The sequence below is a fragment of the Halorientalis pallida genome, from assembly GCF_049605515.1.
Taxonomy (GTDB): domain Archaea; phylum Halobacteriota; class Halobacteria; order Halobacteriales; family Haloarculaceae; genus Halorientalis; species Halorientalis pallida_A.
The window spans coordinates 1,928,478-1,952,450 of sequence record NZ_CP187158.1 but is presented as its reverse complement, the minus strand read 5'-3'; the positions used below and the strand labels follow the sequence as shown (position 1 = coordinate 1,952,450).

General features: G+C 69.7%; 19 protein-coding genes. 12 read left to right on the top strand and 7 right to left on the bottom strand.

Annotated elements, in window-relative coordinates:
• Positions 1-54: 54 nt before the first annotated feature.
• On the bottom strand, positions 55-2,730 hold the full coding sequence (gene mutS / locus ACOZ4N_RS11555) for a DNA mismatch repair protein MutS (RefSeq protein ID WP_424016531.1): 2,676 nt from the start codon (positions 2,728-2,730) through the stop codon (positions 55-57).
• Positions 2,731-2,878: 148 nt separating this feature from the next.
• Here mutS (ACOZ4N_RS11555) and ACOZ4N_RS11550 point away from each other — a divergent pair, with 148 nt between their 5' ends.
• Together ACOZ4N_RS11550 and ACOZ4N_RS11545 are read left to right on the top strand one after the other, a co-directional pair.
• Entirely contained in the window at positions 2,879-4,378 is a 1,500-nt protein-coding gene (locus tag ACOZ4N_RS11550) for a CocE/NonD family hydrolase (protein ID WP_424016530.1), read from the top strand.
• 244 nt (positions 4,379-4,622) lie between these two features.
• The gene (locus tag ACOZ4N_RS11545; protein ID WP_424016529.1) at positions 4,623-6,089 is read left to right on the top strand and encodes an alpha/beta hydrolase family protein; all 1,467 of its coding nucleotides are present in this window, start codon (positions 4,623-4,625) and stop codon (positions 6,087-6,089) included.
• Between the two features lie 24 nt (positions 6,090-6,113).
• On the opposite strand, the gene ACOZ4N_RS11540 is transcribed toward ACOZ4N_RS11545, so the two are convergent.
• Positions 6,114-8,009 (bottom strand): PAS domain S-box protein, encoded by a 1,896-nt coding sequence (locus ACOZ4N_RS11540; RefSeq protein WP_424016528.1) that lies wholly within the window; start codon positions 8,007-8,009, stop codon positions 6,114-6,116.
• Between the two features lie 80 nt (positions 8,010-8,089).
• Entirely contained in the window at positions 8,090-9,454 is a 1,365-nt protein-coding gene (thiD, locus tag ACOZ4N_RS11535) for a bifunctional hydroxymethylpyrimidine kinase/phosphomethylpyrimidine kinase (protein WP_424016527.1), read from the bottom strand.
• A gap of 207 nt (positions 9,455-9,661) precedes the next feature.
• Here thiD and ACOZ4N_RS11530 point away from each other — a divergent pair, with 207 nt between their 5' ends.
• A complete protein-coding gene (locus ACOZ4N_RS11530; RefSeq protein WP_424016526.1) occupies positions 9,662-9,808 on the top strand; it encodes a DUF7331 family protein in 147 nt (48 codons plus the stop codon).
• Here ACOZ4N_RS11530 and ACOZ4N_RS11525 read toward each other — a convergent pair whose 3' ends face one another.
• Complete coding sequence (locus ACOZ4N_RS11525; RefSeq protein ID WP_424016525.1) at positions 9,809-10,852, bottom strand: M48 family metalloprotease; 1,044 nt, start codon at positions 10,850-10,852, stop codon at positions 9,809-9,811.
• A gap of 43 nt (positions 10,853-10,895) precedes the next feature.
• Between ACOZ4N_RS11525 and ACOZ4N_RS11520 the strand changes: the two genes are divergently transcribed.
• From ACOZ4N_RS11520 to ACOZ4N_RS11505, 4 genes are read left to right on the top strand one after another with little or no spacing between them, the layout of a single operon-like run.
• Positions 10,896-11,891 (top strand): DUF4129 domain-containing protein, encoded by a 996-nt coding sequence (locus ACOZ4N_RS11520; protein WP_424016524.1) that lies wholly within the window; start codon positions 10,896-10,898, stop codon positions 11,889-11,891.
• Positions 11,888-12,643 (top strand): DUF7269 family protein, encoded by a 756-nt coding sequence (locus ACOZ4N_RS11515; protein WP_424016523.1) that lies wholly within the window; start codon positions 11,888-11,890, stop codon positions 12,641-12,643. The genes ACOZ4N_RS11520 and ACOZ4N_RS11515 overlap by 4 nt, the downstream gene beginning before the upstream one ends.
• A complete protein-coding gene (locus tag ACOZ4N_RS11510; RefSeq protein WP_424016522.1) occupies positions 12,640-13,944 on the top strand; it encodes a DUF58 domain-containing protein in 1,305 nt (434 codons plus the stop codon). The genes ACOZ4N_RS11515 and ACOZ4N_RS11510 overlap by 4 nt, the downstream gene beginning before the upstream one ends.
• Positions 13,941-15,383: a DUF7519 family protein gene (locus ACOZ4N_RS11505; protein ID WP_424016521.1), complete on the top strand. Its 1,443-nt coding sequence runs from the start codon at positions 13,941-13,943 to the stop codon at positions 15,381-15,383. The genes ACOZ4N_RS11510 and ACOZ4N_RS11505 overlap by 4 nt, the downstream gene beginning before the upstream one ends.
• Here ACOZ4N_RS11505 and ACOZ4N_RS11500 read toward each other — a convergent pair.
• A complete protein-coding gene (locus tag ACOZ4N_RS11500; RefSeq protein WP_424016520.1) occupies positions 15,380-16,396 on the bottom strand; it encodes an AIR synthase family protein in 1,017 nt (338 codons plus the stop codon). The two genes, ACOZ4N_RS11505 and ACOZ4N_RS11500, sit on opposite strands and share 4 nt — an antisense overlap.
• 107 nt (positions 16,397-16,503) lie before the next feature.
• On the opposite strand from ACOZ4N_RS11500, the gene ACOZ4N_RS11495 reads away from it, so the two are divergent.
• The 4 genes from ACOZ4N_RS11495 to ACOZ4N_RS11480 all read left to right on the top strand — a co-directional run bounded on the left by ACOZ4N_RS11495 (position 16,504) and on the right by ACOZ4N_RS11480 (position 18,849).
• Positions 16,504-17,301 (top strand): hypothetical protein, encoded by a 798-nt coding sequence (locus ACOZ4N_RS11495; RefSeq protein ID WP_424016519.1) that lies wholly within the window; start codon positions 16,504-16,506, stop codon positions 17,299-17,301.
• 78 nt (positions 17,302-17,379) lie between these two features.
• Positions 17,380-18,015, top strand: coding sequence for a DsbA family oxidoreductase (locus ACOZ4N_RS11490; protein WP_424016518.1), 636 nt, complete (start codon positions 17,380-17,382; stop codon positions 18,013-18,015).
• A gap of 130 nt (positions 18,016-18,145) precedes the next feature.
• Positions 18,146-18,427, top strand: a complete 282-nt coding sequence (locus ACOZ4N_RS11485; RefSeq protein WP_424016517.1) for a toxin-antitoxin system TumE family protein — start codon at positions 18,146-18,148, stop codon at positions 18,425-18,427.
• Complete coding sequence (locus ACOZ4N_RS11480) at positions 18,424-18,849, top strand: transcriptional regulator (protein ID WP_424016516.1); 426 nt, start codon at positions 18,424-18,426, stop codon at positions 18,847-18,849. Before ACOZ4N_RS11485 ends, ACOZ4N_RS11480 begins: the two co-directional genes overlap by 4 nt.
• A 34-nt stretch (positions 18,850-18,883) precedes the next feature.
• Here ACOZ4N_RS11480 and ACOZ4N_RS11475 read toward each other — a convergent pair whose 3' ends face one another.
• Together ACOZ4N_RS11475 and mobA are read right to left on the bottom strand one after the other, a co-directional pair.
• On the bottom strand, positions 18,884-20,542 hold the full coding sequence (locus ACOZ4N_RS11475; RefSeq protein WP_424016515.1) for a class I adenylate-forming enzyme family protein: 1,659 nt from the start codon (positions 20,540-20,542) through the stop codon (positions 18,884-18,886).
• Between the two features lie 59 nt (positions 20,543-20,601).
• Positions 20,602-21,213, bottom strand: coding sequence for a molybdenum cofactor guanylyltransferase (mobA, locus tag ACOZ4N_RS11470; protein WP_424016514.1), 612 nt, complete (start codon positions 21,211-21,213; stop codon positions 20,602-20,604).
• 104 nt (positions 21,214-21,317) lie between these two features.
• On the opposite strand from mobA, the gene mutS (ACOZ4N_RS11465) reads away from it, so the two are divergent.
• On the top strand, positions 21,318-23,963 hold the full coding sequence (gene mutS, locus ACOZ4N_RS11465) for a DNA mismatch repair protein MutS (RefSeq protein ID WP_424016513.1): 2,646 nt from the start codon (positions 21,318-21,320) through the stop codon (positions 23,961-23,963).
• The last annotated feature ends 10 nt before the right edge of the window (positions 23,964-23,973 follow it).

Here is a 23,973-nt window from a genome sequence, read left to right as displayed (position 1 = left end):
GACGGCAACAACGGCGCTACCCGAACGAGGCGCGGCAGGACCGGACTGGGCGACTCAGTCTTCGTCGATTCGTTTTTGCCACTCCTGGACCGTCGACAGCAACTCCACAGGGGGCGTCTCGTTCACGTCGAGATCGCGCAACTGGTCGAGGACCGCCTCGGCCTCCGGATCGAGCGCCGCTCCGTCCGCGTCCGCCTCGGCCGCTGCCCCCCCGTCGGCCGTGGCCCGCTCGCCCCCGCTCTCGCCGCCTTGCTGGAAGCTCCCCGAGGAGAGATCGAAGACGGCCTGGACCGGTTCGCCGCCGCCGCTTCCCTTCGCCTCGATGGCCTTCTCCTCGCGGAGCCGTTCGAGCACGTCCCGCGAGCGGTCGACGACTGGATCGGGGACGCCGGCCAGGTCCGCGACGTGAATCCCGTAGGAGCGATCCGTCGGCCCCTCCCGAACCGTCCGGAGGAAGGTCACGTCGCCGTCCGACTCGTCTGCGGCCACGTGGACGTTGGCCACCCGCTCCAGATGGTCGGCCAGCCCGGTCAACTCGTGGTAGTGGGTGGCAAAGAGCGTCTTCGCGCGGACCTGGTTGTGGATGTACTCCGTCGCGGCCCACGCGATGCTGATGCCGTCGTAGGTCGCCGTCCCGCGGCCCACCTCGTCGAGGATCACCAGCGACTCGTCGGTCGCCGAGTGCAGGATGTTCGAGAGTTCCTGCATCTCGACCATGAACGTCGACCGGCCCTGGGCCAACTCGTCCAGCGCACCGACGCGCGTGAAGATGCCGTCGACCAGCCCCACCCGCGCCGACTCGGCGGGGACGAAACTCCCGATCTGCGCGAGCAGCGTGATCAGCGCCGCCTGGCGCATGTAGGTGGACTTCCCGCTCATGTTCGGTCCCGTCACGATCAGGAAGCGCCGGTCGTCGTCCATCGCGAGGTCGTTGGGGACGAACGAGGTGGTCTGTTCGACGACGGGGTGGCGACCCTGCCGGATGTTCAGGTCCCGGCCCTCGACCAGTTCCGGCCGGGTCCAGTCGTTGCGGACGGCGTGGGTCGCGAGACTCCCGAGCGCGTCGAGTTCCGCCAGCGCCCGGCCCACGTCCTGCAAAAGCGTCGCCCGCTCGGCCACCCGCTCCCGGAGGTCCCGGAACAGTTCGTACTCCAGGTCCCCCCGTTGCTCCTCCAGTCGCAGGATCTCACGTTCTTTCGCCTCCAGTTCGGGAATGGTGAACCGCTCGGAGTTCTTCAGCGTCTTGATCGCCTCGTACTCCTCGGGCACGTCGTCGGCCTCGCTCTTGCCGACCTGAATGTAGTAGCCATCCGTCTTGTTCCGGTCGACCTGCAGGTGGGTGATTCCATGCCGCTCCTTCTCGCGCTGATCGAGCGTCTCGATCCACTCCTTGGCGGCCTCGTGTTGCTCGATGATCTCGTCCAACTCGTCGTCGTATCCTCGACGGAAGAGGCCACCCTGCGTGACCGTCCCGGGCGGGTCCTCGGTCAGGGCCGCGTCCAGTTCGGCGGCGAGGTCGGCGGCGGCCTCGCGGTCGGCCCCGGCGACGATCTCGGACAGCGGCGATTCCGCTAGCCGCTCTGTCCCGTCGATCACCTCGGCGGCGCGGGGCAGGAGTGCCAGCGTCTCGGCGACCCGCAGGAGGTCGCCCGCGTCGGCACTGCCAGAGGCCGCCCGACTCGCCAGCCGTTCGAGGTCGTACGCGCCGTCGAGGACTTCCCGGAGTTCTTCGCGGGCCATCGCGGCTTCGGCCAGCGCGGCGACCGCGGACTGGCGGCGCTGTAGTTCCGCGCGGGACCGCCGCGGGCGGACGAGCCACTGCTGGAGGAGCCGCCCGCCCGCGCTCGTGACGGTGTGGTCGATGGTCGCGAACAGAGAGCCCGACCGGTCACCCTGCATGGTCTCAGTCAGTTCGAGGTTGCGCTGGGTGGTCGCGTCCAGCTCGACGTGATCGCTCCCGCTGTAGGTCTGCAGGCGGGTCACCGACGCCAGCGCGCCCTGGCCGGTTTCCTCGACGTAGGCGAGCACCGCCCCGGCCGCCCGGATCGCCGCCTCGTCGTCGTCGATGCCGACGCTCTCGGCCGTGTCGTCGCCGAACTGTTCGCGGACCGTGTGCCGCGCCCGCCCCGGCGCGAACGACTCCGCGGCGTGCAGGGTCAGCGTCGCCGTCGTCCGCTCGCGGATCCGGTCGAGCAGGGCCTCGTCGGCCCGCACGTCCGGGCCGGGCAGGACCTCCGCGGGATCGAACTTGTACAACTCGGTCAGGAGCGCCCCCTCGCTGTCATCGTCCTCGACACTGGTCACGAAGAACTGGCCGGTCGTCACGTCCGCGGCGGCGACGCCGTAGCCGTCGCCCTCGCGGACGACCGCCGCCAGGTACTGTGCGTCGTCGTCGGTCGTCTCGATCAGCGTCCCCGGCGTCACGACGCGGGTGATCGCCCGCTCGTGGCCGTCCGCCGTCTCGTGCTGGTCCGCGACCGCCACCCGGTAGCCGCGCTCGACCAGCGCCGTCAGGTAGGGCGTGAGATCGTCCACCGGCACGCCCGCCATCGGGTACGACGAGCCGTGCGAGGACTTCTGTGACACCTTCAGATCTAGCTCGTCCGCGACCGTCTCGGCGTCCTCGTCGAAGAACTCGTAGAAGTCGCCACACTGCATCGCCAGCAGATCCGCGTCGGTCTCCTCCTTGAGGGCGAGAAACTCCCCGACGATGCCCGTCGCCTCTGTCATACCCCTGACTGGGAGCGACACCGGATAAAACGCTGTGGGTCCGGCCGCAATCACGGGATAATTTCGGACGAAAGAAGCAGTAATAAACAACCGTCAATAGACGGCAGACGACGTACCGGGGTGGGGTGTCTCGGCCCGAACGGAGTGCATGAGGGGGGAAGACTACGACGCACGGGGGAATCGGATCGGACGACGCGGCTTCCTGCAGTCGACGGGGGCGGCGACGGCGGCGCTCGCGTTCGGCGTGGGGTCGGCGTCCGCAGCACAGTCGGGTTCGGGAGTCACGTCGAAAGACTACACCATCGAATCGTGGGACGGGACGCCGCTGGCGACGACGCTGTTCACACCGGCCGAGCGCGGCCCGAGTCCCGCAGTCCTGATGACACACGGCTGGGGGAGCAGTCGTGGGGCCGCCGAGGGGAAAGCCAGGATGTACGCCGAGAACGGCTACACCGTCCTGACCTACGACTCGCGGGGCTTCGGCGACTCCAGCGGGACGGTCGGTCTCGACGGCCCGAAGGAAATCAAGGACGGCCAGCACCTGATCGACTGGCTGGCCCGCCGCGACGAGGTGGCGCTCGAAGACACGGGGAACCCACGGATCGGCATGGACGGCCGGTCGTACGCGGGCGGCATCCAGCTGAACCTCGCCTTCGCGGACGACCGGCTCGACGCCATCGTCCCGCGGATCACCTGGAGCGATCTGGTCTACTCGCTGGCCCCGAACGGCGTCGTCAAGACGGCCTGGATCGCCGCACTGCTGGGCCTCGGGGAGGTCGCCACCTGGGACTTCGACCCGAACTCGAACGTGAGGCCCGACGCCTTCGACTGGTACGCCGAGGCGCTGAAGACCAACGAACAGCCGCCCAGCGCGGTCCGTGACGGCAAGAAGCGGTCGGTCGTCCACAACGCCGAGACCTTCGACACGCCGACGCTGATGCTGAACGCCTGGAACGACACGCTGTTCAACCCGCTGGAGGCGACGCGAGTCGACCGCATCCTCCAGGGGAAAGGCGTCGAGTCCCGTCTCGCGTTCTACACCGGCGGCCACGGTATCGAGATGGCGACGGTGCCGGAGTCGTCCCGGACGCGCATGGACGGCATGGCCGTCGACTGGCTCGACCGCCACGTCAGGGGTGCGGACGTTGACGTACCGCGCCTGTCGCTGTGGGAGACACAGACGGGCGAGTGGACCACCGAAGACTCGTTCCCGCTGGCCGACACCCACCCGGTGACCTACGACCTCGGGGCGGCCAGCCGGTCGGGCAGCAAGCGCCTCAGAAAGTGGAGTCTCTTCGACGACACGGAAGCGATCTACAGCTGGACGGTCGGGCGCGACGTGGAACTCGTCGGCACCCCGCAGTTCGACATCGCGGTCGAGGTCGGCGGCGAGACGGCTCACCTCTTTTTCGACCTCCGGCACGAGGGGGAGACGATGAGCACGATGACACCCTACCGCGTGGAGGGGTCGGGCCGGCACCGGATCTCCTTCGAGTACCCGACGCTCCAGCAGTCCCTCTCGGCCGGCGACCGGCTCGAACTCCGCATCTACATCTCCGACTGGATGTATCTCGACGCGGACGGCCGCGGCGAGGTCACGGTCGACCCCGCCGCCTCACGGATCACGATCCCACAGCGCCCACAGTAGTCCGACCCGGACCCGGCGGCCCCCACTGGTCTCCGGGTTCGACCGGGCGGCTCCGTCTGCGCTCGCGCTGTTCTCGCGGACCCCCGGCTGCGGCGACTCCGACATTCTTTCGCGAGAAAGTATATAAAATACCGAAAATAGCAGGCAGATATAAACACTTAATTGAATTCGTTTGTGAAGCTTGTTGGTACGCATCATGGGAGCGGACCACAATGCGGACGAACGGGGTACAGATGCGGGGCGGGTGGACCGACGACGATTCCTCGGGGCCTCGGGGGCGGCCCTGACTGCGCTCGCGACCGGTGTGGGGACGGCGACGGCGTCGTTCGGGTCCGGCGTCACCGAGACGGACTACACCATCGAGTCCTGGGACGGGACGGAACTGCCGGCGACGCTGTACACGCCCGACGCCAACGAGCCACAACCGGCCGTCCTGATGACTCACGGCTGGGGGGCGTTCCGGGACTCGCCGCTGACGGCACCGAAGGCGAAATACCACGCGAAGCAGGGCTACAACGTCCTGACGTACGACTCGCGCGGGTTCGGCGGCGCGGAGGGGACCGTCGGCCTCGACGGCCCCAACGAGATCAAGGACGCCCAGCGGATGGTCGACTGGCTGGCCAACCGGCCGGAGGTGGCGCTCGACGCCACCGACGACCCGAAAGTGGGGATGGACGGCGTCTCCTACGCCGGCGGCATCCAGCTGTCCGCGGCGGCGGCCGACGACCGGATCGACGCGGTCGCGCCGCGGATCACCTGGAACGACCTGCAGTACTCGCTGGCACCGAACGGCGTCATCAAGATCGGCTGGCTGTCGATCCTGCTCGGACTCGGGACCATCAGTTCGAGCCTGATCGGGCCGGACACGGAGCTCGACCCACGGCTGTACGACTGGTACGAACAGGCATTGAAGACCAACGACCTGCCGCCGGGCATCCTCGAAGCCAACGAACTCCGATCCTTCCCGTACTTCGAGGACTACAACACGCCGACCTTCCTCGTGCAGGGGTGGGACGATTCGCTGTTCAAGCCCATCGAGGCCGTCCGGACCTACCGGACCCTGCAGGACCGGGGCGTCGAGTCACGGCTGGCCTTCTACGAGGGCGGGCACGCCCCCGAGGAGATCACCGTCCCGTTCGACCAGCGCGGGTACATGAACGGACTGGTGAACACGTGGTTCGACCGCCACCTCCGGGGCGAGAGTACCGACATCCCGCAGTCGAACACCTACCTCAAACAGCGCGAGGAGTTCCGGACCGAGGACCAGTTCCCGCCGGACGACACCGAGTTCGTCACGTACAATCTCGGCGACGCCGAGGCCAACGGCGGCGACCGCATCGAGCAGTGGAGCTTCTGGTACGACTCGAACGTCACCTACACCTGGGACGTACGCGACCGCGCCGAGTGGTACGGCACGCCCCAGATCGACCTCTCGCTGGACGTGCACGGTCCGGAGGCGCGTATCTTCATCAACATGCTCCGGAACGGCGAGCCGATCAACGGCATCGGCGAGGCCTACCGGATCGAGGGCTCGGGTGTCTCCCGCATCAGTTTCGAGTTCCCGACGCTCCAGCGGTTCGTCTCGCCCAGCGACACCCTGGGGCTCCAGGTCGAGGTCTCCAGTCCGTACTACCTCGACTCCCGCGAGTCCGAGGGCGTCACGATCCGGCCCGGCGAATCGAGCGTGAACCTGCCACAGCGACCGCGGTAACCGCCCGGCACTGTTCTTTCGGCGTCACTGCTCGCGAACGGTGACGCCGGTAATCTCGAAGCGTGCGCCCGCTCCGTCCGCGCCGTCCGCGACGCGAATCCGCCAGCCGTGGGCGTCGACGATGTCCTTGACGATGGCCAGCCCCAGCCCCATCCCGCCGTCGCTTCCCGCGGTTCCGTACTCGAAAAGGTGGTCGCGCTGGTCGGCGGGAATGCCGGGCCCGTCGTCTTCGACGTAGAACCCGTCGGGCTGTCCGTCGTCGTCGAGGACGAGGCCGACGCGGACGGCGACCGATGGCGTCGAGCCGTCGTGGCCGCCGTGTTCCACGGAATCGTCGGACACCGTCCGATTGCTCGTGGAGCCGTGCTCCACGGCGTTCCGGAAGCAGTTCTCGAACAGTTGCTGGAGGCGGCTCCCGTCGGCGCGGACGGTGCAGTCGGTCGCGACCGTCAGCGTGGCGTCGCCCGTGTCGACGACCTCCCAGGCCGACCGGGCGATCCGGTCGAGTCGGACCAGTTTGGTATCCTGGACGGCGGTCCCCTGGCGGGCCAGCGCGAGCAGGTCGTCGACGATGGTCTCCATCCGGTCGATGGCACTGTCGACGTGTTCGAGGTGGCGGTCGTCGCCGCGCTCCCGGGCGAGTTCCAGCCGGCCGCGTGCGACTTCGAGCGGGTTGCGGAGGTCGTGGGAGACGACGCTGGCGAACCGTTCGAGTCGTTCGTTCTGGCGTTCGAGTTCCGCCTGTCGGCGCGTCCGTTCGGTGATGTCGCGCATGACGCCGACGGTGCCACGGAACTCACCGTCGACCGACCGGAGCGTGACGTGAACCTCGTAGGTGCGCTCCCGGCCGTCCGGCGTCGTCAGCGTGACCTCGAACCGCCCCGGCGCGTCGGTGTCGGCGTCGAGGAGCCGCGCGACCGTCTCTAGGTAGCGGTCGACCGCCTCCCGGCCGAACACGTCCGCGTCGAGCAGGTCGGTGTAGGACCGCCCGATCAGCTCCGCCCGGTCGATCCCGAACACGTCGGTCGCGCGCTCGTTGGTCGTCTCGACGACCCCGTCGGCGTCGAACACGAAGATCACGTCCGGGACCGTCTCGAAGATCCGCTTGTAGCGTTCGAGTTCGCGCTCGCGCGCCCGCCGGTCGGTGATGTCGCGAACGACGCCGACCGACCCGGCGAAGGCCCCGTCGTCGTCCCGGACGGGGGCGAGCGACACCTCACAGGGGACCCGCTCGTCGGCCGCGGTCAGCAGCTCGATCTCGACGGTCTCGTGGGTGCCGCCGCCGTTGGCGAGCAGGCGCTCGATGGCCGCGTCGGCGGTTGCCACCGAGTCGGCCGTCGTGAACCGCTCGACGCTCTCGCCGACGAGATCGGTGTCCTCGTAGCCCACCCGCTCGGCCATTGCCTCGTTGTACATCTGGAGATTCCCGTCCGCGTCCAGCACGTACATCGGATCGCCGGCGGTCTCGACGAGCGTTCGGTAGTAGTCCGTTGGGCGAGCCCGTTCGGCGTCGGAGCCGCGCGGCGCAGGACGGTCGCTCGAACCCTGCTTGACGGCCCCCTCGACCGCCGTTGCGAGCCGACCGCTCGGGTTCGACGCCGTCGCGAGGTTGACGTACGCGGCCACGTCGGCCTCGACCGCCGCGGCCGCCAGTCGCTCGCTCCCCTCCGGCGCGACCAGGACGACGGGCAGTGTGGCGTCGACAGCACGAACGGCGTCCACGCACCGTCGCCACGACCCGTCCGGCGACTTGCCGGTCACGACGATGCAATCCGGCGCGGTGTCCGCTATCGCCCGCCGAAGCGCCGAGACCGTCGCTACCCGTTCGACCTCGTATCCGTTCAGGGGAGTCCCGAGGTCGAGTACGGCGTCCGCGAGGTCGGCCGTCACCACCGCTGGAACTGTGTCGTCGGTCGTCACCAGTCTTGCTTGCCAGTCTTGCCGACCCCGTTGAATGTTTTCCGGATTCGTGTCGTGGAAAAAATACCGGATGTATCAGCCTACTCGGTCTCGATCCCGTCCCGGACCGCCAGCGTCCGCTCGGCCAGCGCCGCGGCGTCGTCTGCCAGCAGTTTCACCATCGGTTCCCGTCCGACGCCGCCCCGGTCGACGACCGCGACGGGCGACTCGTCGGCCCGCTCGAACGCGCTCTCTGCCAGCCGCCGCTGGATCGACTCAGGCGCGTCGGGTGTGTCGTCGACCCTGACGACCTCGCCGTCCAGATCGGACAGCGCCGCCGTCACGTCGTCGTCGCACCGGCAGTTCACCGCGAACCGCCGGGCAGCGTCGAACTCCCGGCAGGCGGTGAGGAAGCGCGCGACGTGACTCGACGCGCCGAAGCGAACCCCGCGGTTCGGCTGGACGCCCGAGAGCGTCCGCGTAATTCTGCCCTCGACGGCAGCGATCTCGTCCGGGCGTTCGGCGTAGGGGGTCGCACCGACGACGTTCATCCCGACTTCGGGAACCAGCGGCGACACGTCGCGGTCGACGAACCGTTCGACGACCTCGGTGACGCGCTCGGCGGTCGGTTCGCGGGCGGCGCGGTTCCGCGATTCGACCGTGTGGTGGACGCTGCCCGGCCCCTCGCCCACGTCCAGTGGGTAGCGGACGGCCCGCGCGAGGAGGTCGACGCCGGCCTCGACGGCCGCCGAGAGGTCGGCCCCGTGAGCCAGGTGAGCCGCGATGGCGCTGGAGAGAGTACACCCCGACCCGTGGGTCGCGTCGGTCTCGACGCGGGGATGACGGAACGTCTCGACGGTTTCCTCGGTCACCAGCACGTCCACGACCTCGTCGGCGCGGTCGTCGTCGGCGAACTCGACGTGGCCGCCCTTGACCAGCGCGGCGGTCGCGCCGAGGTCGCGCAGTTGCTCGCCCACTGCCCGCATCTCCTCCTCGGTCTCGGGTTCGATCCCGGTCAGGACCGCCGCCTCGTCGGCGTTGGGCGTCACGAGCGTCGCCGTGCCGATCAGGTCCTCATAGGCCGCCTCCGCCTCGGGTTCGAGCAGGCGGTCGCCCGAGGCCGCGACCATCACCGGGTCGACCACGAGATTCGGGAGGCGGTCGGCGTACGTCGTGACCGTCTCGACGACCTCGGCGGTCCCGAGCATCCCCGTCTTCACTGCGCCCACGTCGAAGTCGTCGAGGACGGCGTCCAGTTGTGCCTCTATCTCCGCTGTCGGGAGCAGGTGGGTCCCCTCGACGCCGCGGGTGTTCTGTGCCGTGACGCTCGTGATCGCGCTGGTCCCGAACGCCCCGCAGGCTTCCATCGTCTTCAGGTCCGCCTGGATGCCCGCACCGCCGCCGGAATCGCTGCCGGCGACGGTCAGCGCGACCGGCCGGGACTCCGGTGCCGCTCGTCGTTTCATACCCCGAAGTCCGGCCGGGACACACTAAGTTGCTGGCGGTGCGGTCCGTCGACCGCGAGCGAGCGTCACTCCCTTATGCGTCCTAGTATGCTAACAATATTCCATACAACATTCAGCACAATACTTATATTTGCCAACGGCTCCCATACGGGTGAGACGCGACGGGCGTGGTGTGGTGACACGGCGCGACCGCGCGTGAACACAACAATGGCAGAACCAGCAGAACGGATCGACACCGAGATCGACGAGAAGTACGGCGAGTTCGAGACCGACGACGGCGACCTGATCGTCTACGACCGCGACGACAAGGCGGCGTGGATCCAGTCCAACACAGTCACGCCGGTCGAGCAGTAGTCATTCTTCGAGTTCGGCCGCCAGCGAGCGGAGGCGCTCGATCCGCCGGCCGGTGTCTGGGTGGGTTCGCACGTCGAGTGTGAAACCCGCGTCCTCGTTTTCCGACCCGGCCTCCTGGGGCAACAGACAGAGGTGTACCACGGCCTCGCTTCGCCGGGCGTCGGTGGATGGCCGCTCACCACCGTCGAGTCGTTCCAGCGCCAGAGCCAGCGACGCCGGATCGCCCGTCAACAGCGCTCCGGCGCGGTCCGCGGCGAACTCGCGGGCGCGAGCGAGTCGCCCGGCCAGCACCGTCGCGGGCAGGGCAAGAATCCCGACGACGATGCCACCGAGCAGGAGACAGGCGAGTACCAGCCCGACGTATGCGGCCGTGTACGACGCGCTGAACGGCGGAGCGTCCACGACCGCGGCCGCCAGCGGATAGCCGACCACGAGACAGACGGTCCAGGTCGCGACTCCCGTCGCGGTCCGCGGGCGGACCAGCGCGGTCCGGTCCTCGACCAGCGCCGGGAGGAAGGTGGCGAGCGTCAGCACCGCCGCGTCACGGTTGGCGACGTGTGCGAGTTCGTGGGCCAGCACGGCGTCCAGTCGGTCGCCGTCGAGTTCCGCCAGCAACGCCGTCGTGACCACCAGTGTCGACCCGGTGAGGCCACCGACAGTGAAGGTGTTGGGCGCGTCGCTGTCGACGACCGCCACTTCGGGCGGCCGCACGTCGGCCAGCGTTGCCAGTCGCCGGACCCGCGCCAGCAGGTCGGAGTGACCCTCCTCGGTCGCGGGCGTCGCGTCGACGCTGGCCAGCAGTCGCCGCCGCGCGTACCACAACTGGGCCGCCGCCAGAACGGCGACCCCCGGCACGAGGACGGCGAGCCACCGGAGCGCCGGCGGGAGCGGGACGCCCAGCGCGGCCGCGGCCGTCCCGAGCGGTGCCAGCCACGGCACCAGCAACGCGGCGAGCAGGCCGGCTACCAGCAGGTCGACGAGCAGAATCGCCGCGAGGGTCGTCCCGATCCGGCGGGTCAGCGTGCGGTCCGTGCTGGAGGGCACATCCCAAACCATATGATCGAGTGACAAGTACTTCCCGGTAACAGTGGTCCCCGACGCAGACCGGGTGGGGCCAGTCGCCCTCGCGGCCCTCGCCGTTTTCCTCGCCGCCGCCCTCCTGCCCGCGGCCGGGTTCGGGAGCGTCCCGTCCCCCACGCCCAGCGAGGCCAGCAGCGACGCAGGGGCGGACCCACTCGTCGAGTTCCTCGGCGACCTCGGGGACCGTCCCGCACCGAACGCCGACCCCCCTCCGGAACCGCCAGCCGGTCCGTCGACGCCCACACCGACCCCGACGCCCACGCCCGAAGACTCGACCGCGGCCGCCGACCCGCCCGACGGCGACGGCGGCGGTCCGCTCGCACTCGTCGCCGGCACGTTCCTCGCCACGATTTCGGTCGTCCTCCTCGCCCTCGAAGGGAAAGCCCGCAACTGGCCGGGCCTGGGCTGGTTGCCCATCCCGGCAGTGTCCGTGTTCTCGATCCCTCGGGCTGTCTCTCAGGGGACGGTCGCGTTCCTCGTGCGCGTCTCGACCGGCGTCCCGCGCGTACTCGCCGACCTCGGAGCCGTGACCGACGCGTTCACGCGCGGGACGGGGAGCGCCCTCGCCGGCATCGGGCGGACGCTCGCGGACGCGACCGCCGCCGTCTCGCGGGGCCTGGCCGCCGTCGTCGTGGCGGTCCCACGGGGTCTGGTCGGCGTGTTCGCCGGTGCGAGCGACAGCGACGCGACGGCCCCGGACCCGACGCCCGATCAGACCGACGACGCCGAGGCCGGAACGGAGGACGGCCCCTCGCCGGCCACCGTCGAGGCGGCCTGGCTCGCGATGGTCGAGGCCGTCCCGGTCGAGCGGCCGGAGACGAAGACGCCCGGCGAACTCGCCGCGGCGGCCGTCGAGGCCGGTCTCCCGGCGGCCCCGGTCGAACGGCTCACCCGGGCTTTCCGCCGCGTGGCCTACGGTGGATACCGCCGCACGGAGGACCGGACCGAGCGGGCGCTGGCCGCCGCCCGGCGGATCAGACGCGCGCTGGAGGGTGACCGATGACCCGGCGTCGACTCCTGTTCGCGGCTGGCACGCTCGCGCTCGTACTGGCCGTCCTCGTCGCCGTCGTGCCGGCTCCCGCGGCAACTCGGCAGGCCGTGGCGAGCGTGTCGGCGGCGACGGTCGTCCTCGGGACCGCCGCGTTGCTCGCCATCCTCGGTGTGGCCGGGATCGTGTCGACGGACTGGGTGGCACGGTTCCGCCCGCTGAGTGGCCGCGACGACGCCGACCGCGGTCGGTTCGACGTGAACGCCGGGCCGATCAACGTGCCGTCGTCGGCCCGGCTCGACGCGACCGAGATTGCCGACCGACTCGACGGCCCGTCGACCTCGTCCGACACGACCGGGAGTGCCGGGACGGACGATGCCGACGACGAGCACGCGCAGGACCACGACGTTCGGGTCGCCGGCGAGTCGGTCGACGAGGCGCTCTCGCGGTTGTCGGGGCCCACTCGCCGCGAATCGTGGTCGATCAACGACGACCGGTGGGAGGTCCGCAGCCGTGTTCGGGACGTGGCCGAGACGGTACTGGTCGAACACGACAGGTTGGACCCCAAGACGGCGAGCGCCCGTCTCGACGACGGGTCCTGGACCGACGACCCGCGGGCCGCCGCGTTCCTCGGCGACGCGACGCCGCCGCCGACCGTCCGCGTCGTGGACTGGCTGAGCGGCCGCCCCTTCGAGCGCCGCGCCCGGGCCGCCGTCTCGGAACTGGCCGCCCGGGCGGACGCCGACACGGAGGTCGAGCGCCCGTGAGTGACGCGTCCGGCGACGAGCCATCCGGGTTCGACCCGCTCTCGGTCGCCGTCCCGGTGGCGCTGGTCGTCACCGCGGTCGGCGTCGCCCTCGGCAGCGTCACCGTTCTGCTGGCCGCCGTCGTCCCGCTGGGCTACGCGGCGGCCGCTCGCCTGCCCGCGCTCCCCGAATCCGACCTCGCCGTCGAGCGGTCGGTGTCCGACGAACGGCCCCGGCCCGGCGAGACCGTCGCGGTGACGCTCTCGGTCGCGAACGTCGGCGAGGCGGCGCTTCCCGAAGTCCGGATCGCCGACGGCGTGCCCGAGGACCTGACCGTCGCCGACGGCGACACCGCCTGCTGTACCGGCCTCCGGCCGGGTGAGGAGACGACGCTCACCTACACCGTCCGCGCGCGGCGGGGCGAGTTCGCGTTCGACGGGCCCGCGGTCACGGTCCGGTCGGTCGGGGGCGGTCGCGAGCGCCGCGTCGACGCCGACGCCGAGACGACGCTGACCTGCGAGACGACCGCCGACGCGCTCCCCCTGACCGAGGCGGCGACCGCCGCCACCGGGCGCGTCGAGACCGACGCCCGCGGCGAGGGCGTGACCTTCGCCGCGACCCGGCCCTACCGGCCCGGCGATCCCGTCGGGCGGGTCGACTGGAAGCGCTTCGCCGCGACCGGTGAGCTGACGACCGTCGACTTCCGCGAGACGCGGGCGGCGACCGTGCTGTTCGTCGTCGACACCAGCGAATCGGCCCGCACCGTCCCCCGCCCCGGCGACCCGACGGGACTGTCGCTGTCGACCGAGGCGATCACCAGGCTCGCGGGGACACTGCTCGACGGACGCAACCACGTCGGCGTCGCGACCCTCGGGAACCGGACCAACTACCTCCCGCCAGCGGCCGGCCGCGAGCAGGCCGTCGCGGTCGAGCGGTTCCTCGCCGACAGCGATGGGGTCGACGCCGTGTCCCTCGCGACCGGGTCGACGCTGGGTGACGAGGCCGTCGATCGGGCGCTCGACCGCGCGCTGGCCGACCTCACCGAGCGGATTCCCCCGGAGACGCAGGTGGTGTTCTGTTCGCCGCTGTTGACCGACGACGCCGTCGACGTGGCCGAGCACTTCCTGGCGCGCGACCACTCCGTCCTCGTCGTCAGTCCGGACGCGACTGCGAGCGCGTCGACCGGTGGCACTCTCGAACGCCTCGACCGGGACGTGCGACTCCGGCGACTCCAGCGGGCCGGCGTCCGGACGGTGGACTGGTCGCGCGACGACGCACTCGAAGCCGCGTTAGAGCGGGCCGCCGCGGGGTGGTCGGGGTGACCGATCACGCCACGCGGTTCGGCCGACGGGTCGCGCTCGCGGTCGCCGTGGTCGCCGCGCTGGGACTCGGGGCCGCGGTCGGCTCCCCGCTGTCGGCGCTGGTCGGCGTCGGCGGCGCGTTGCTGGTGGCCCGGAGCGCCGCGGCACTCGGGAGCGACGCGACGGCGATCCGGACCGCCGGGAGCCTCGGCCTCGCCGTCGGCGGCCTCGCCCTCCTGTGGCCGCTGGGGTACGGGCTCTTCGAAGGGGGGCTGGCGGTCACGGTCTGTGTCTCGCTGGCCGTGCTGGCCGTCGGGGTCGACGCCGTCGCCGGCGACGTGACCGCGCTGGGCCGGCACCTGTTCAGGACGACGGTCCACTCGGGGATCGTCCTCTTTCTGGTCGCGATGGTGGGCCTGCTGGTCACGGCCGGTCTCGTTCCGGCGACCGGCCGCGCGGTCGCGGCCGTCCTGCCCCTCTCGGCCTGGCCGTCGCTTGCACTCCTCGTCGCGCTCCAGCTGCAGGCGCTCGCCGTCGTCCTCGCGCTCGACCTGGCGACGGCGATCCTGGAGTCGTGGGTCGGCGACACGACCGACAGGGTCGAGGGGGTCCTCGCCGACCTGGCCGACCTCGGGGTGTCCGTCACCGACGTATCGCGGCGGTACTGGTGGGCGCTGGCCGGACAGTTACTGCTCCTGTCGCTCGTCCCCCGGCAGTTCGACGCCGCGCTCGCCGCGCTCCCGGTTCTGGGCGAGGCCGTCCGGGTCGCGCTCGCGTCCGGCGTGTTGCACCTCCCGCTGGCGGCTGTCGCGTGTCTCGTCCTCGCCGTTCTCGCCGCCGAGGTCGGGCGACGACTCCTCGCCGAGTGGCTGGCACCGAGTCCGCCCCACACGCTCGCGTACGCCGCCGGTGGGGTCGCCGTCTCGCTGGTGACGGTCGTCGTCGCCGCCGTCCCGGGGGCGCTCGCTCGCTTCGGCGTTGCGGTTGCGCCGCCGGCGGTGGCCGCCGTCGTCCCCCTGGTCGTGCTGGCGGCGCTGGTCGCCGTCCTGCTCGTCTACGGCGCGATGGCGGTGCTGGTCAGGCTCCGGAGCGTCCCCGACGGTGCCCCCGGATTCGCGCTGGGGGCGGCGTTGCTGGTGGGCGGGGCGCTCCTGGCCGCGCGGACCGTCTTTCCGCCGGTCGCGTTCGCCGCGGTGGCCGCCGCGTTCGTCGTCTGGGACGTGGGCGCGACCGCGGCCGACCTCGGGCGGACCGTCGGGCCCGACGCGCCGACCCAGCGCGGGGAGTTCGTCCACGCCGCCGCGTCGGTGCTGGTCGGAGCCGTCGCCGTCGGCCTCGCGTGGGTCGCCCTGTTCGCCGTCGGGCCGCTGACCGCCGCGATCCCGCGCTGGCGGGCGACGCTCTCGCTCGCCCTCGCACTCGGCGCGCTGGTCGCGTTCGGCCTGGCGCTGTCGGACTAGATTTTCTCGGCGTACTCCTCCATGGCCGCCCAGAAGGGGTCCCGTCCCGGGTGGTCCTGCTCGTCCCCGTCGACGGCCAGTCCGGACCCCGCGACCACCTCGCCCACGTCGGCGGCCGGAATCCCCTCGTCGTCGAGGGCCGCGAGTACGTCGTCCACGCCCGCTGGATCGACCGTCGCGAGCAACGTCCCCTCGCTGATCGAGATCCAGGGGTCGATGTCGAAGAAGTCGCAGGCCTCGACGACGCCGGGCTGGACCGGCACCGCGTCCCGTTCGATCTCGATGCGGACCTCCGCGGCCCGCGCCATCTCGAACAGGCCGCCGTAGATGCCACATTCGGTGGCGTCGTGCATCGCCGTCACCGGCCCCGCCGCGGCGGCCGTCAGCGCGTCCCTGACCGGACTCATGTCGTAGAAGCGGTCCTGGGCGGCCTGCAGCGTCTCGGCATCGACGGCCTCGGCCAGCAGGGGTTCGTACTGGATCGACAGCAGGCCGGTGGCCTCGACGGCCGGTCCCTTCGTGACGATCACGCGGTCGCCCTCGCGGGCCCCGTCGGGTCGCACGAGGTCGTCGGGGTCGCCGACGGCGAGCGGCGTCGCCCCGCCGACCATCGGGTAGTTACAGCCGGCGTACCGGCCGGTGTGGCCCGTGACGACCGAGACGCCCAACTCCGTGGCCTCCTCGTCGAAGGTGGTCCAGACGGTCTCGAACTCCTCGTCAGTGATCTCCGGTGGGAGGTTGAAGTCGACGCTGAGGTGGGTCGGCGGGATGCCCGAGACGGCCACGTCGCTCATGAGGATGTGGAAGGCGAACCAGGCCGCCCGCTCGAAGCCCAGCGAGGGCATGACGAACACGGGGTCGGTCGCCAGCGCGACGACCTGCTCGCCGATCCGGATGGCCCCGAAGTCCACGCCGTGTTGCGGGCCGAGGATCTCGTCGTCGCGGTCGGCTCCCAGGTGCGGGTAGATGTGCGCGTCGAAGAACTCCCGGTCGACTTTGCCGAGGTCGGTCATACTCGGTGGTATAACCCGGTGAACTTAGCGATGACGGTGGCCCCCATCCTCCCCTGCCGTGGCGCAACTACTATATTTCACCCCGAAACAGGTAACAGGTAGTAGCGATGTCACGTTACTTCGAGTTCTCGTCGTACACGGACGACACCGCACCGGACTACGACGGCAAGGTGGCCGTCGTGATCGTCGGCCTGTCGCTGGTGCCGGCACTGGGGACCGTCGCCATCGCGGCCGGCTTCGACCTGCTGGCCGGCGATCTCGTCGACGCGTTCTGGTACGGCGGCGTCGGCGGGACCCGGGCGGGCGCGCTCGTCCTCCTCCCCCTCGTGGGACTGCTCCTGGCGACCGTCGCGCGACGCATCGCAGTTCCCGTGGTCGACACTGGCGAGTGGAACAAGACCGCGCCACTGGTCGGCGTGTTCGCCGTCCTCTCGGGGGTCTTCCTCGGGTCCTTCCTCGAACTGCTCGGCGCGACGACCCTCTCGACCTATCTCGTCGTCGGCGGTGCGGTCGTCCTGCTCGTGTTCCTCGTGAACGCGCTGGTGCTGGGGACGGGAATCGACTTCTCGTGGGTGGGAAGTATCGCCACGGTCGTCGCCGTTCTCTCGGCTGCCGTCCTGCTCGCGCTCCCGCTCATCTGGTGGTTCTCGACCGACGGACCGTTCTGGGCGCTGTACCAGACGCTCGTCCGTGCGCTGTTCCAGGGCCTGCTTCCGCTCGTCTTTCTGACCTCCTACCTGTACGACGTGTGGCGCAACGCCGAGGCCGGGATGACGCCCGCGGTCAACGCGATGGCTGGCTTCGTGTCGCTGGTGACCGTCGCGCCCGTCGCGCTCGAACGTGTCGTCGTCCGACTCGGCACGGTACTCAAATTCCTCGGCGAGGAGGGCGAATCGAGCGCCTGACCACCGGTGACGCGTCGTCGCCGCCCGCTCGGTCCCGAACCGTGCGCCTTTCCCGTTTCAAGGTCCTCGAACGGCTATATGTCCGACACCACCGGCGACGAGCGAATCACCGTCTACTCCGACTACGTCTGTCCGTTCTGCTATCTCGGCCGGCACTCGCTGGCCCAGTACCAGGACGAGCGCGAGGACGACCTCGTGATCGACTGGCACCCCTTCGACCTCCGGGCGGGCAAGCGCAACCCCGACGGGAGCATCGACCACGACGTGGACGACGGTAAAGACGAGGACTACTACGAACAGGCCAAAGAGAACGTCCGCCGCCTCCAAGAGCAGTACGACGTGGAGATGGAACTGGACCTCTCCCGCGACATCGACTCGCTGAACGCTCAAATCGCCTCGGTCCGCGTGCGCGACGAGTACGACTACGACACGTGGCTGGACTTCGACTGGGCCATCTTCGAGGCGCTCTGGACCGAGGGCCGTGACATCGGCGATCCCGACGTGCTGACCGACCTTGCCGAGGAGGCCGGCGTCGATCCCGACGACGTTCGCGCGGCCCTCGACGACGAGGCCCTCCGCGAGCGCGTCCGCACGCTGTTCGACGACGCGAAGCGACAGGGCGTCACTGGCGTGCCGACGTTCGGCTACGACGGGTACGCCGCCCGCGGGGCCGTCCCGCCCGAGCAGTTGCGACGGCTGGTCGAGGGCAGTTAGGTATCCCTCGTGTACAGTGTGCCCGTTCGGTCCCTACAGATGCCTACCCGACGACAGACCGGACGCGAATTCGGGAGTGATGGTTCTGATCCCATAGTTCAAGGTGATGGGGGTTATACCATAGTACGAGATGGGCCACGAGGTCATCGAGGATGTCGAGGACCGCGACGGTAACCTGGTCGTCCGGCGGAAAATCTACCGGACGGACGACTCGAAGTTCCCGAGTGGGTATCGGTACGCGCTCCATTACGGGTACACCGACGGCCGTGGCACCATCCTCCGATACGACAACGAGAACCGGACGCCGGGTCGTCACGAGCGACACACGCCCGACGGTATCGAGGAGATCGAGTTCCCCGGTATGCTGGCACTCCGGGACCGTTTCACGACCGAAATCGAGGATCTACCATGACCACGGACACGCTGAAAATCACGTTTGGACAGGCCGACGAACACGCCGATGCGGCCCGGGACCGCCTGCGAAAAGCGGAGGCCGGCGAGCGCGGCGAGGAGATCGAACAGGATGCCCGGTTCATCCTGAACTTCGAGGACTTCGGCGAGGTCGAACGCCTCATGCGAACGTCGAACCTGACGCTGCTAGAAGCGATCGTGAACGAGCAACCCGAGAGCATCCGGCAGACTGCCGAGGTTGTCGATCGCGACTACAGGGAAGTCCATCGGAACCTGAAAGAACTGGAGTCACTGGGTGTGATCGAGTTCGAGGACGACGGGACGAGCAAACGACCGGTCCTCAGGGGTGGTGCAGAGACCGTCGATATCTCGTTCAGTATCGGTACCGGAACCGTCGGTAGCCACTCCGGTGCCTCCGCGTGACGCCCGGAACGAAATTCGCCGGAAACTGTTCCGACTACAGGTCCTCGTCCTCGGAGCGAAGCGGTTCGCTCAGTCGATCTTCCGTCTCCTCCTCTAGCTTGTACCGCTGGACCTTCTGGGTGGCACTCCGTGGGAGTTCGTCCACGAAGAACACCCGGCGCGGGTGGGCGTAGGACGGCACGTAATCCAGCGTGAACTCCCGGAGTCCCTGTTCGCTCACCTCGGCCCCCTCCGCGAGGACGACGTACGCGACGGGGGCTTCACCCTTCACCTCGTGAGGTGCGCCGACCACGGCGGCCTCCTCCACGTCGGGGTGTTCGTAGAGGGCGTCCTCGACCTCCGCGGGGTAGATGTTCTCCCCGCCGGCGATGATCATGTCGTCGGCGCGGTCGACGATCCAGAAGTAGCCGTCCTCGTCGACGCGGGCGATGTCTTTCGTGTAGAAGTAGCCCTCGTCGTCGAACACCTGTTCGTTCTTCTCGGGGCGGTTGTAGTAGCCCTCGAAGACGTTGGGGCCCCGGATCGCGATCTCGCCGGTGACCGATTCCTCGTCCTCGAAGTCGATGTCGTCGTCCGGGAACGGCTCCAGCTGGTCGGTCGTGAGTTTCGTCTCCCTCGTGTCGGGATCGACGAGTTTGATCTCCACGTCGTCCAGCACGGGCCCGACACAGCCGGCGGCCTTCCGGACGCCACGCGAGGGTTCGACCGTGCCGGCGGGTGCCGTCTCTGTCATCCCCCAGCCCTCGACCATCGGTACGTCCCACTCCGCCATGATCTCCCGGCGGGTCGCGTCCGCGAGCGGGGCGGCCGCGCAGGTGACCGAGTCGAGACTGGAGAGGTCGTACTCCCCGGGGTTCTCGCGGTACTCCCGGAACATCATCGTGTACATCGCGGGCACGCCCGCGAAGTTGGTCACGTCGTTGTTCTGGATCGCGTTCAACATCGGCTCCGGTTCGGGCTGGGCGACCAGCACCATCTTCGAGCCGCTGTACAGGCCGGACCCGAGCAGGGCGTTCAGCCCGTAGATGTGGAACAGTGGCAAGACGAGCAGGAAGGTGTCGTCCGGATCGAGCGGGAGGCCGCCGTTGTCGTAGGCCGCGATGGTCGACAGCAGGTTCTCGTGGGTCAACTGGACGCCCTTTGGCTTGCCCGTCGTCCCGCTGGTGTAGGGCTGGACCGCCACGTCCTCGAACTCGCGGTCGACGCCCTCGGCCTCGCGGTCGAACGTCTCCCCGTGGTCGGCGATGGCGTGGGAGTAGTTGACCACGCCGTCGTTGGAGACGCCCGGCAGGAACAGCGTCCCGACCTCGGCGGCCGCCGCCAGCTCTTGGACCTCGTCGGCGAGGAAGGGCGAGCCGAATAGTACGTCGATACCCGCGTCCTGAATGACGAAGGCCAGCGTCTCCGGGTCCATCCGGAGGTTCAGCGGGACCGGGATCGCGCCGGCCTTGATCGCCCCGAAGTAGCTCTTGGGGAATCGCGGCGTGTTCGGGATGAACAGCCCGACGCGGTCGCCCGCCTCGACGCCGTGGTCGACGAGCATGTTCGCGACCTGATTGGCTTCGGCCTCTACCTCCGCGAAACTCGTCTCCAGTCCCTGGAAGACGAACGCCGTTTGCTCCCCGTACCTGTCCGCCGCCATCGACGGCAGGTCGCCCATGTGTGCCAGTTGGTCACCGTTGTAATACTCCATGCCTGTCATCATCTCTCTCACACACCATAAGCGAGGGGGGCCACTCACACGGCCGAAGGTCACTGTTCCAGGTCGGCGGCCGCCGCCCGTAGATCCTCGCGAGTGTTGACGTTCCGGAGCGAATCCAGCGTGGCGTGGATCTCGATCTCGGCCTCGGGAACGAACACCCAGTCGAGGTCGTTCAGGGCGGCGAAGACCGCCCGCTGGTCCCGGGCGAGTGCGGCCTCGCAGGCCGCGACGGTCGCGTCGGTCCGGTAGACCGCCTGCAGGGGTTGATCACGCCCGTCGACGCGTGGGACCGCGGCCTCGTGGCCCTGCGCCCGCTCGGCGAGGTGTTCGATCAGTGCGGGCGCGACGAAGGGCATGTCACAGGCCACGACGGCGGCGAACTCGGTCTCGACCGCACGGAGTCCGGTCAAGATGCCCGTCATCGGCCCCCGGTCGGGATCGTCGTCCTCGGCGACGGTCACCGGGTGGTCGTAGCCCGCCAGCGCGTCCGCGATGGCCGCTCGCTGGTCGGGGCGGCAGTTGACGACCAGTCGGTCGATTACGGGCGCGAGGCGGTCGGCGACCCGCCGGAGCATGGGGGTGCCCGCGAGGTCGGCGACGGCCTTGTCGCCGTCCTTGAACCGCGTGGAGTACCCCCCCGCGACGATCACGCCCGTTCGCATGGCCGGCGGTACGAACCCGGCCTACAAGAAGGCCGCCCCGAACGGTCGACGGTGCCCGCTGGCCATCCGGAGGGCATATGCCGCCCGCGACACTGCGGTCGCCCATGGACGCGGCGCTTGGCCCACCCGAGACGATGCAGGACAGGGCCGACGAGCTGACGCCGATGATGTCGCAGTACTTCGAGCTGTGTTCGGCCTACGAGGACTCCCTGGTCCTCTTTCAGGTGGGGGATTTCTACGAAGCCTTCTGTGACGCTGCCGAGCGGGTGTCCCGACTCTGTGAGATCACGCTCACCAAGCGGGAGGACTCGACCGGCGAGTACCCGATGGCCGGTATCCCCATCGAGAACGCCGAGAGCTACATCGAGACGCTGCTGGACGCGGGCTACCGCGTGGCCGTCGCCGATCAGGTGCAAGACCCCGACGAGACCACCGGCGTCGTCGACCGCGCGGTCACCCGCATCGTCACGCCCGGCACGCTCACCGAAGACGAACTCCTCCGGACCGACGACAACAACTTCGTCGCCTGTCTCGCTCGCTCCGGGGACCGATACGGCCTCGCCCTGCTTGACGTGTCCACCGGCGATTTCTACGTCACCAGCACGACCGACGAGTCCGCCGTCGCCGACGAACTCGGCCGCTTTTCCCCCGCCGAGGCTGTCGTCGGCCCCGACGCGCCGACCGGTCCCTTCGACGACGACTGCATGGTGACACCCCACGACCGTTCTGCCTTCGAGGGCGAGAGTCCCCGACGACTCGTCGGGTCGTACTTCGGCGACCCAGGGACCGTCCTCGGGAACGCGGCGGAGGTCCGGGCCTGCGGAGCCCTGCTGGACTACGCGGAGTACACACGGGGAAGCGAGGGCGACGACACCGACGGCGAGCGCGGCCGACTGGACTACCTCAACCACGTCACGCGCTACGACCCGCGCGAGTACATGCTGCTGGATCGGGTGGCCCTTGAGAGTCTGGAACTGTTCGAGCGCCGTGCGGTCCACGGCCGCGCCGGGGCGACGCTCGTGGAGGTGCTGGACGAGACCGCCTGCGCGCTGGGGAGCCGCGAGCTGAAAGACTGGCTCCGGCGACCGCTGATCGAGCGCGAGGCCATCGAGGCCCGCCAGGACGCCGTCGGCGAACTCGCCGGCGACGTACGGACCCGCGAGCGCCTCCACGATCTCCTGCGGGACGTGTACGACGTGGAGCGGCTGATATCGCGGGTCTCGCGCGCCCGGGCCAACGCCCGCGACCTCCGGTCGCTGAAAGACACCCTCGACGTGGTGCCCGAAATCGAGGCCGCGCTGGCCGACGCCGACTGCGCCACGCTCCGGGAGATCCGGGCCGACCTCGACGCGCTCGACGAGGTCCGGGACCTGATCGGGCGGGCGATTCGCGCGGAACCACCCATCGAGGTCACCGAGGGCGGCGTCATCGCCGAGGGGTACGACGAGCGACTGGACGACCTCAGAGAGACCGAACGCTCCGGCAAGGAGTGGATCGACTCGCTGGAGGCACAGGAACGCGAACGGACGGGGATCGACTCGCTGAAGGTGGGCCACAACTCCGTCCACGGTTACTACATCGAGGTGACCAACGCCAACCTCGATTCGGTGCCCGACGACTACACGCGCCGCCAGACGCTGAAGAACTCCGAACGGTTCTACACGCCCGAACTCAAAGCCCGCGAGGACGAGATCATCCAGGCCGAACAGCGGGCCGACGACCTCGAATACGACCTGTTTCGGGAGGTCCGGGACACGGTCGCCGCCGAGTCCGAGCGCGTCCAGGCGCTGGCCGACACGCTCGCCCGACTGGACGTGCTGGTTTCGTTCGCCACCGTCGCCGCCGAGTACGACTACGCCCGCCCCGCGTTCGTCGACGACCCGAAACGAACCGAGATCGAGGGCGGTCGCCACCCCGTCGTCGAGCGCACGCAGGAGTCGTTCGTCCCGAACGACACCAGCCTCGACGCCGAGAACTGCTTCGCCGTTCTCACCGGCCCCAACATGAGCGGGAAGTCCACCTACATGCGCCAGGTGGCGCTGATCCAGCTCCTGGCCCAGGCCGGGAGCTTCGTCCCTGCCGCCGACGCCCGCCTCTCGCTGGTCGACCGGGTGTTCACTCGCGTCGGGGCCAGCGACGACATCGCCGGCGGGAAGTCGACGTTCATGGTCGAGATGACCGAACTCGCCGAGATTCTGGACAGTGCCACCGACCGCTCGCTGATCCTGCTGGACGAGGTGGGCCGGGGGACCAGCACCACCGACGGCCTCGCTATCGCCCGCGCCGTGACCGAGCACATTCACGACGAGATCGGCGCACGGACACTGTTCGCCACCCACCACCACGAACTCACCGACGCCGCCGACGACCTCGACGGCGTGTTCAACCTGCACTTCGCGGCGGATCAGGACGGGCGAGATGTCGTGTTCGACCACGAGATCCGTGAGGGGCCCGCCGCCGCCTCCTACGGCGTCGAGGTCGCCCGCGAGGCCGGGATTCCGGACGCCGTCGTCGACCGATCCCGGGAACTGCTCGACGCGGACGAGTCGAAAGATGCCCACGGCGGAAAGAAGGCGACGAACGGGCATCGGCCGACCGCGACGAGCGGGGAGAACGGCGGTGCACCGAGCGCGGGCGACCCGGACGCCGGGCTGGCCGAGACGATCCGGGAGCAGAACCTCGCGACGACGACGCCGATGGAGGCGCTGGCGCTGTTACAGGAGCTACAGGAACAGGTCGAGGACGAGTAATCGAGGGGGC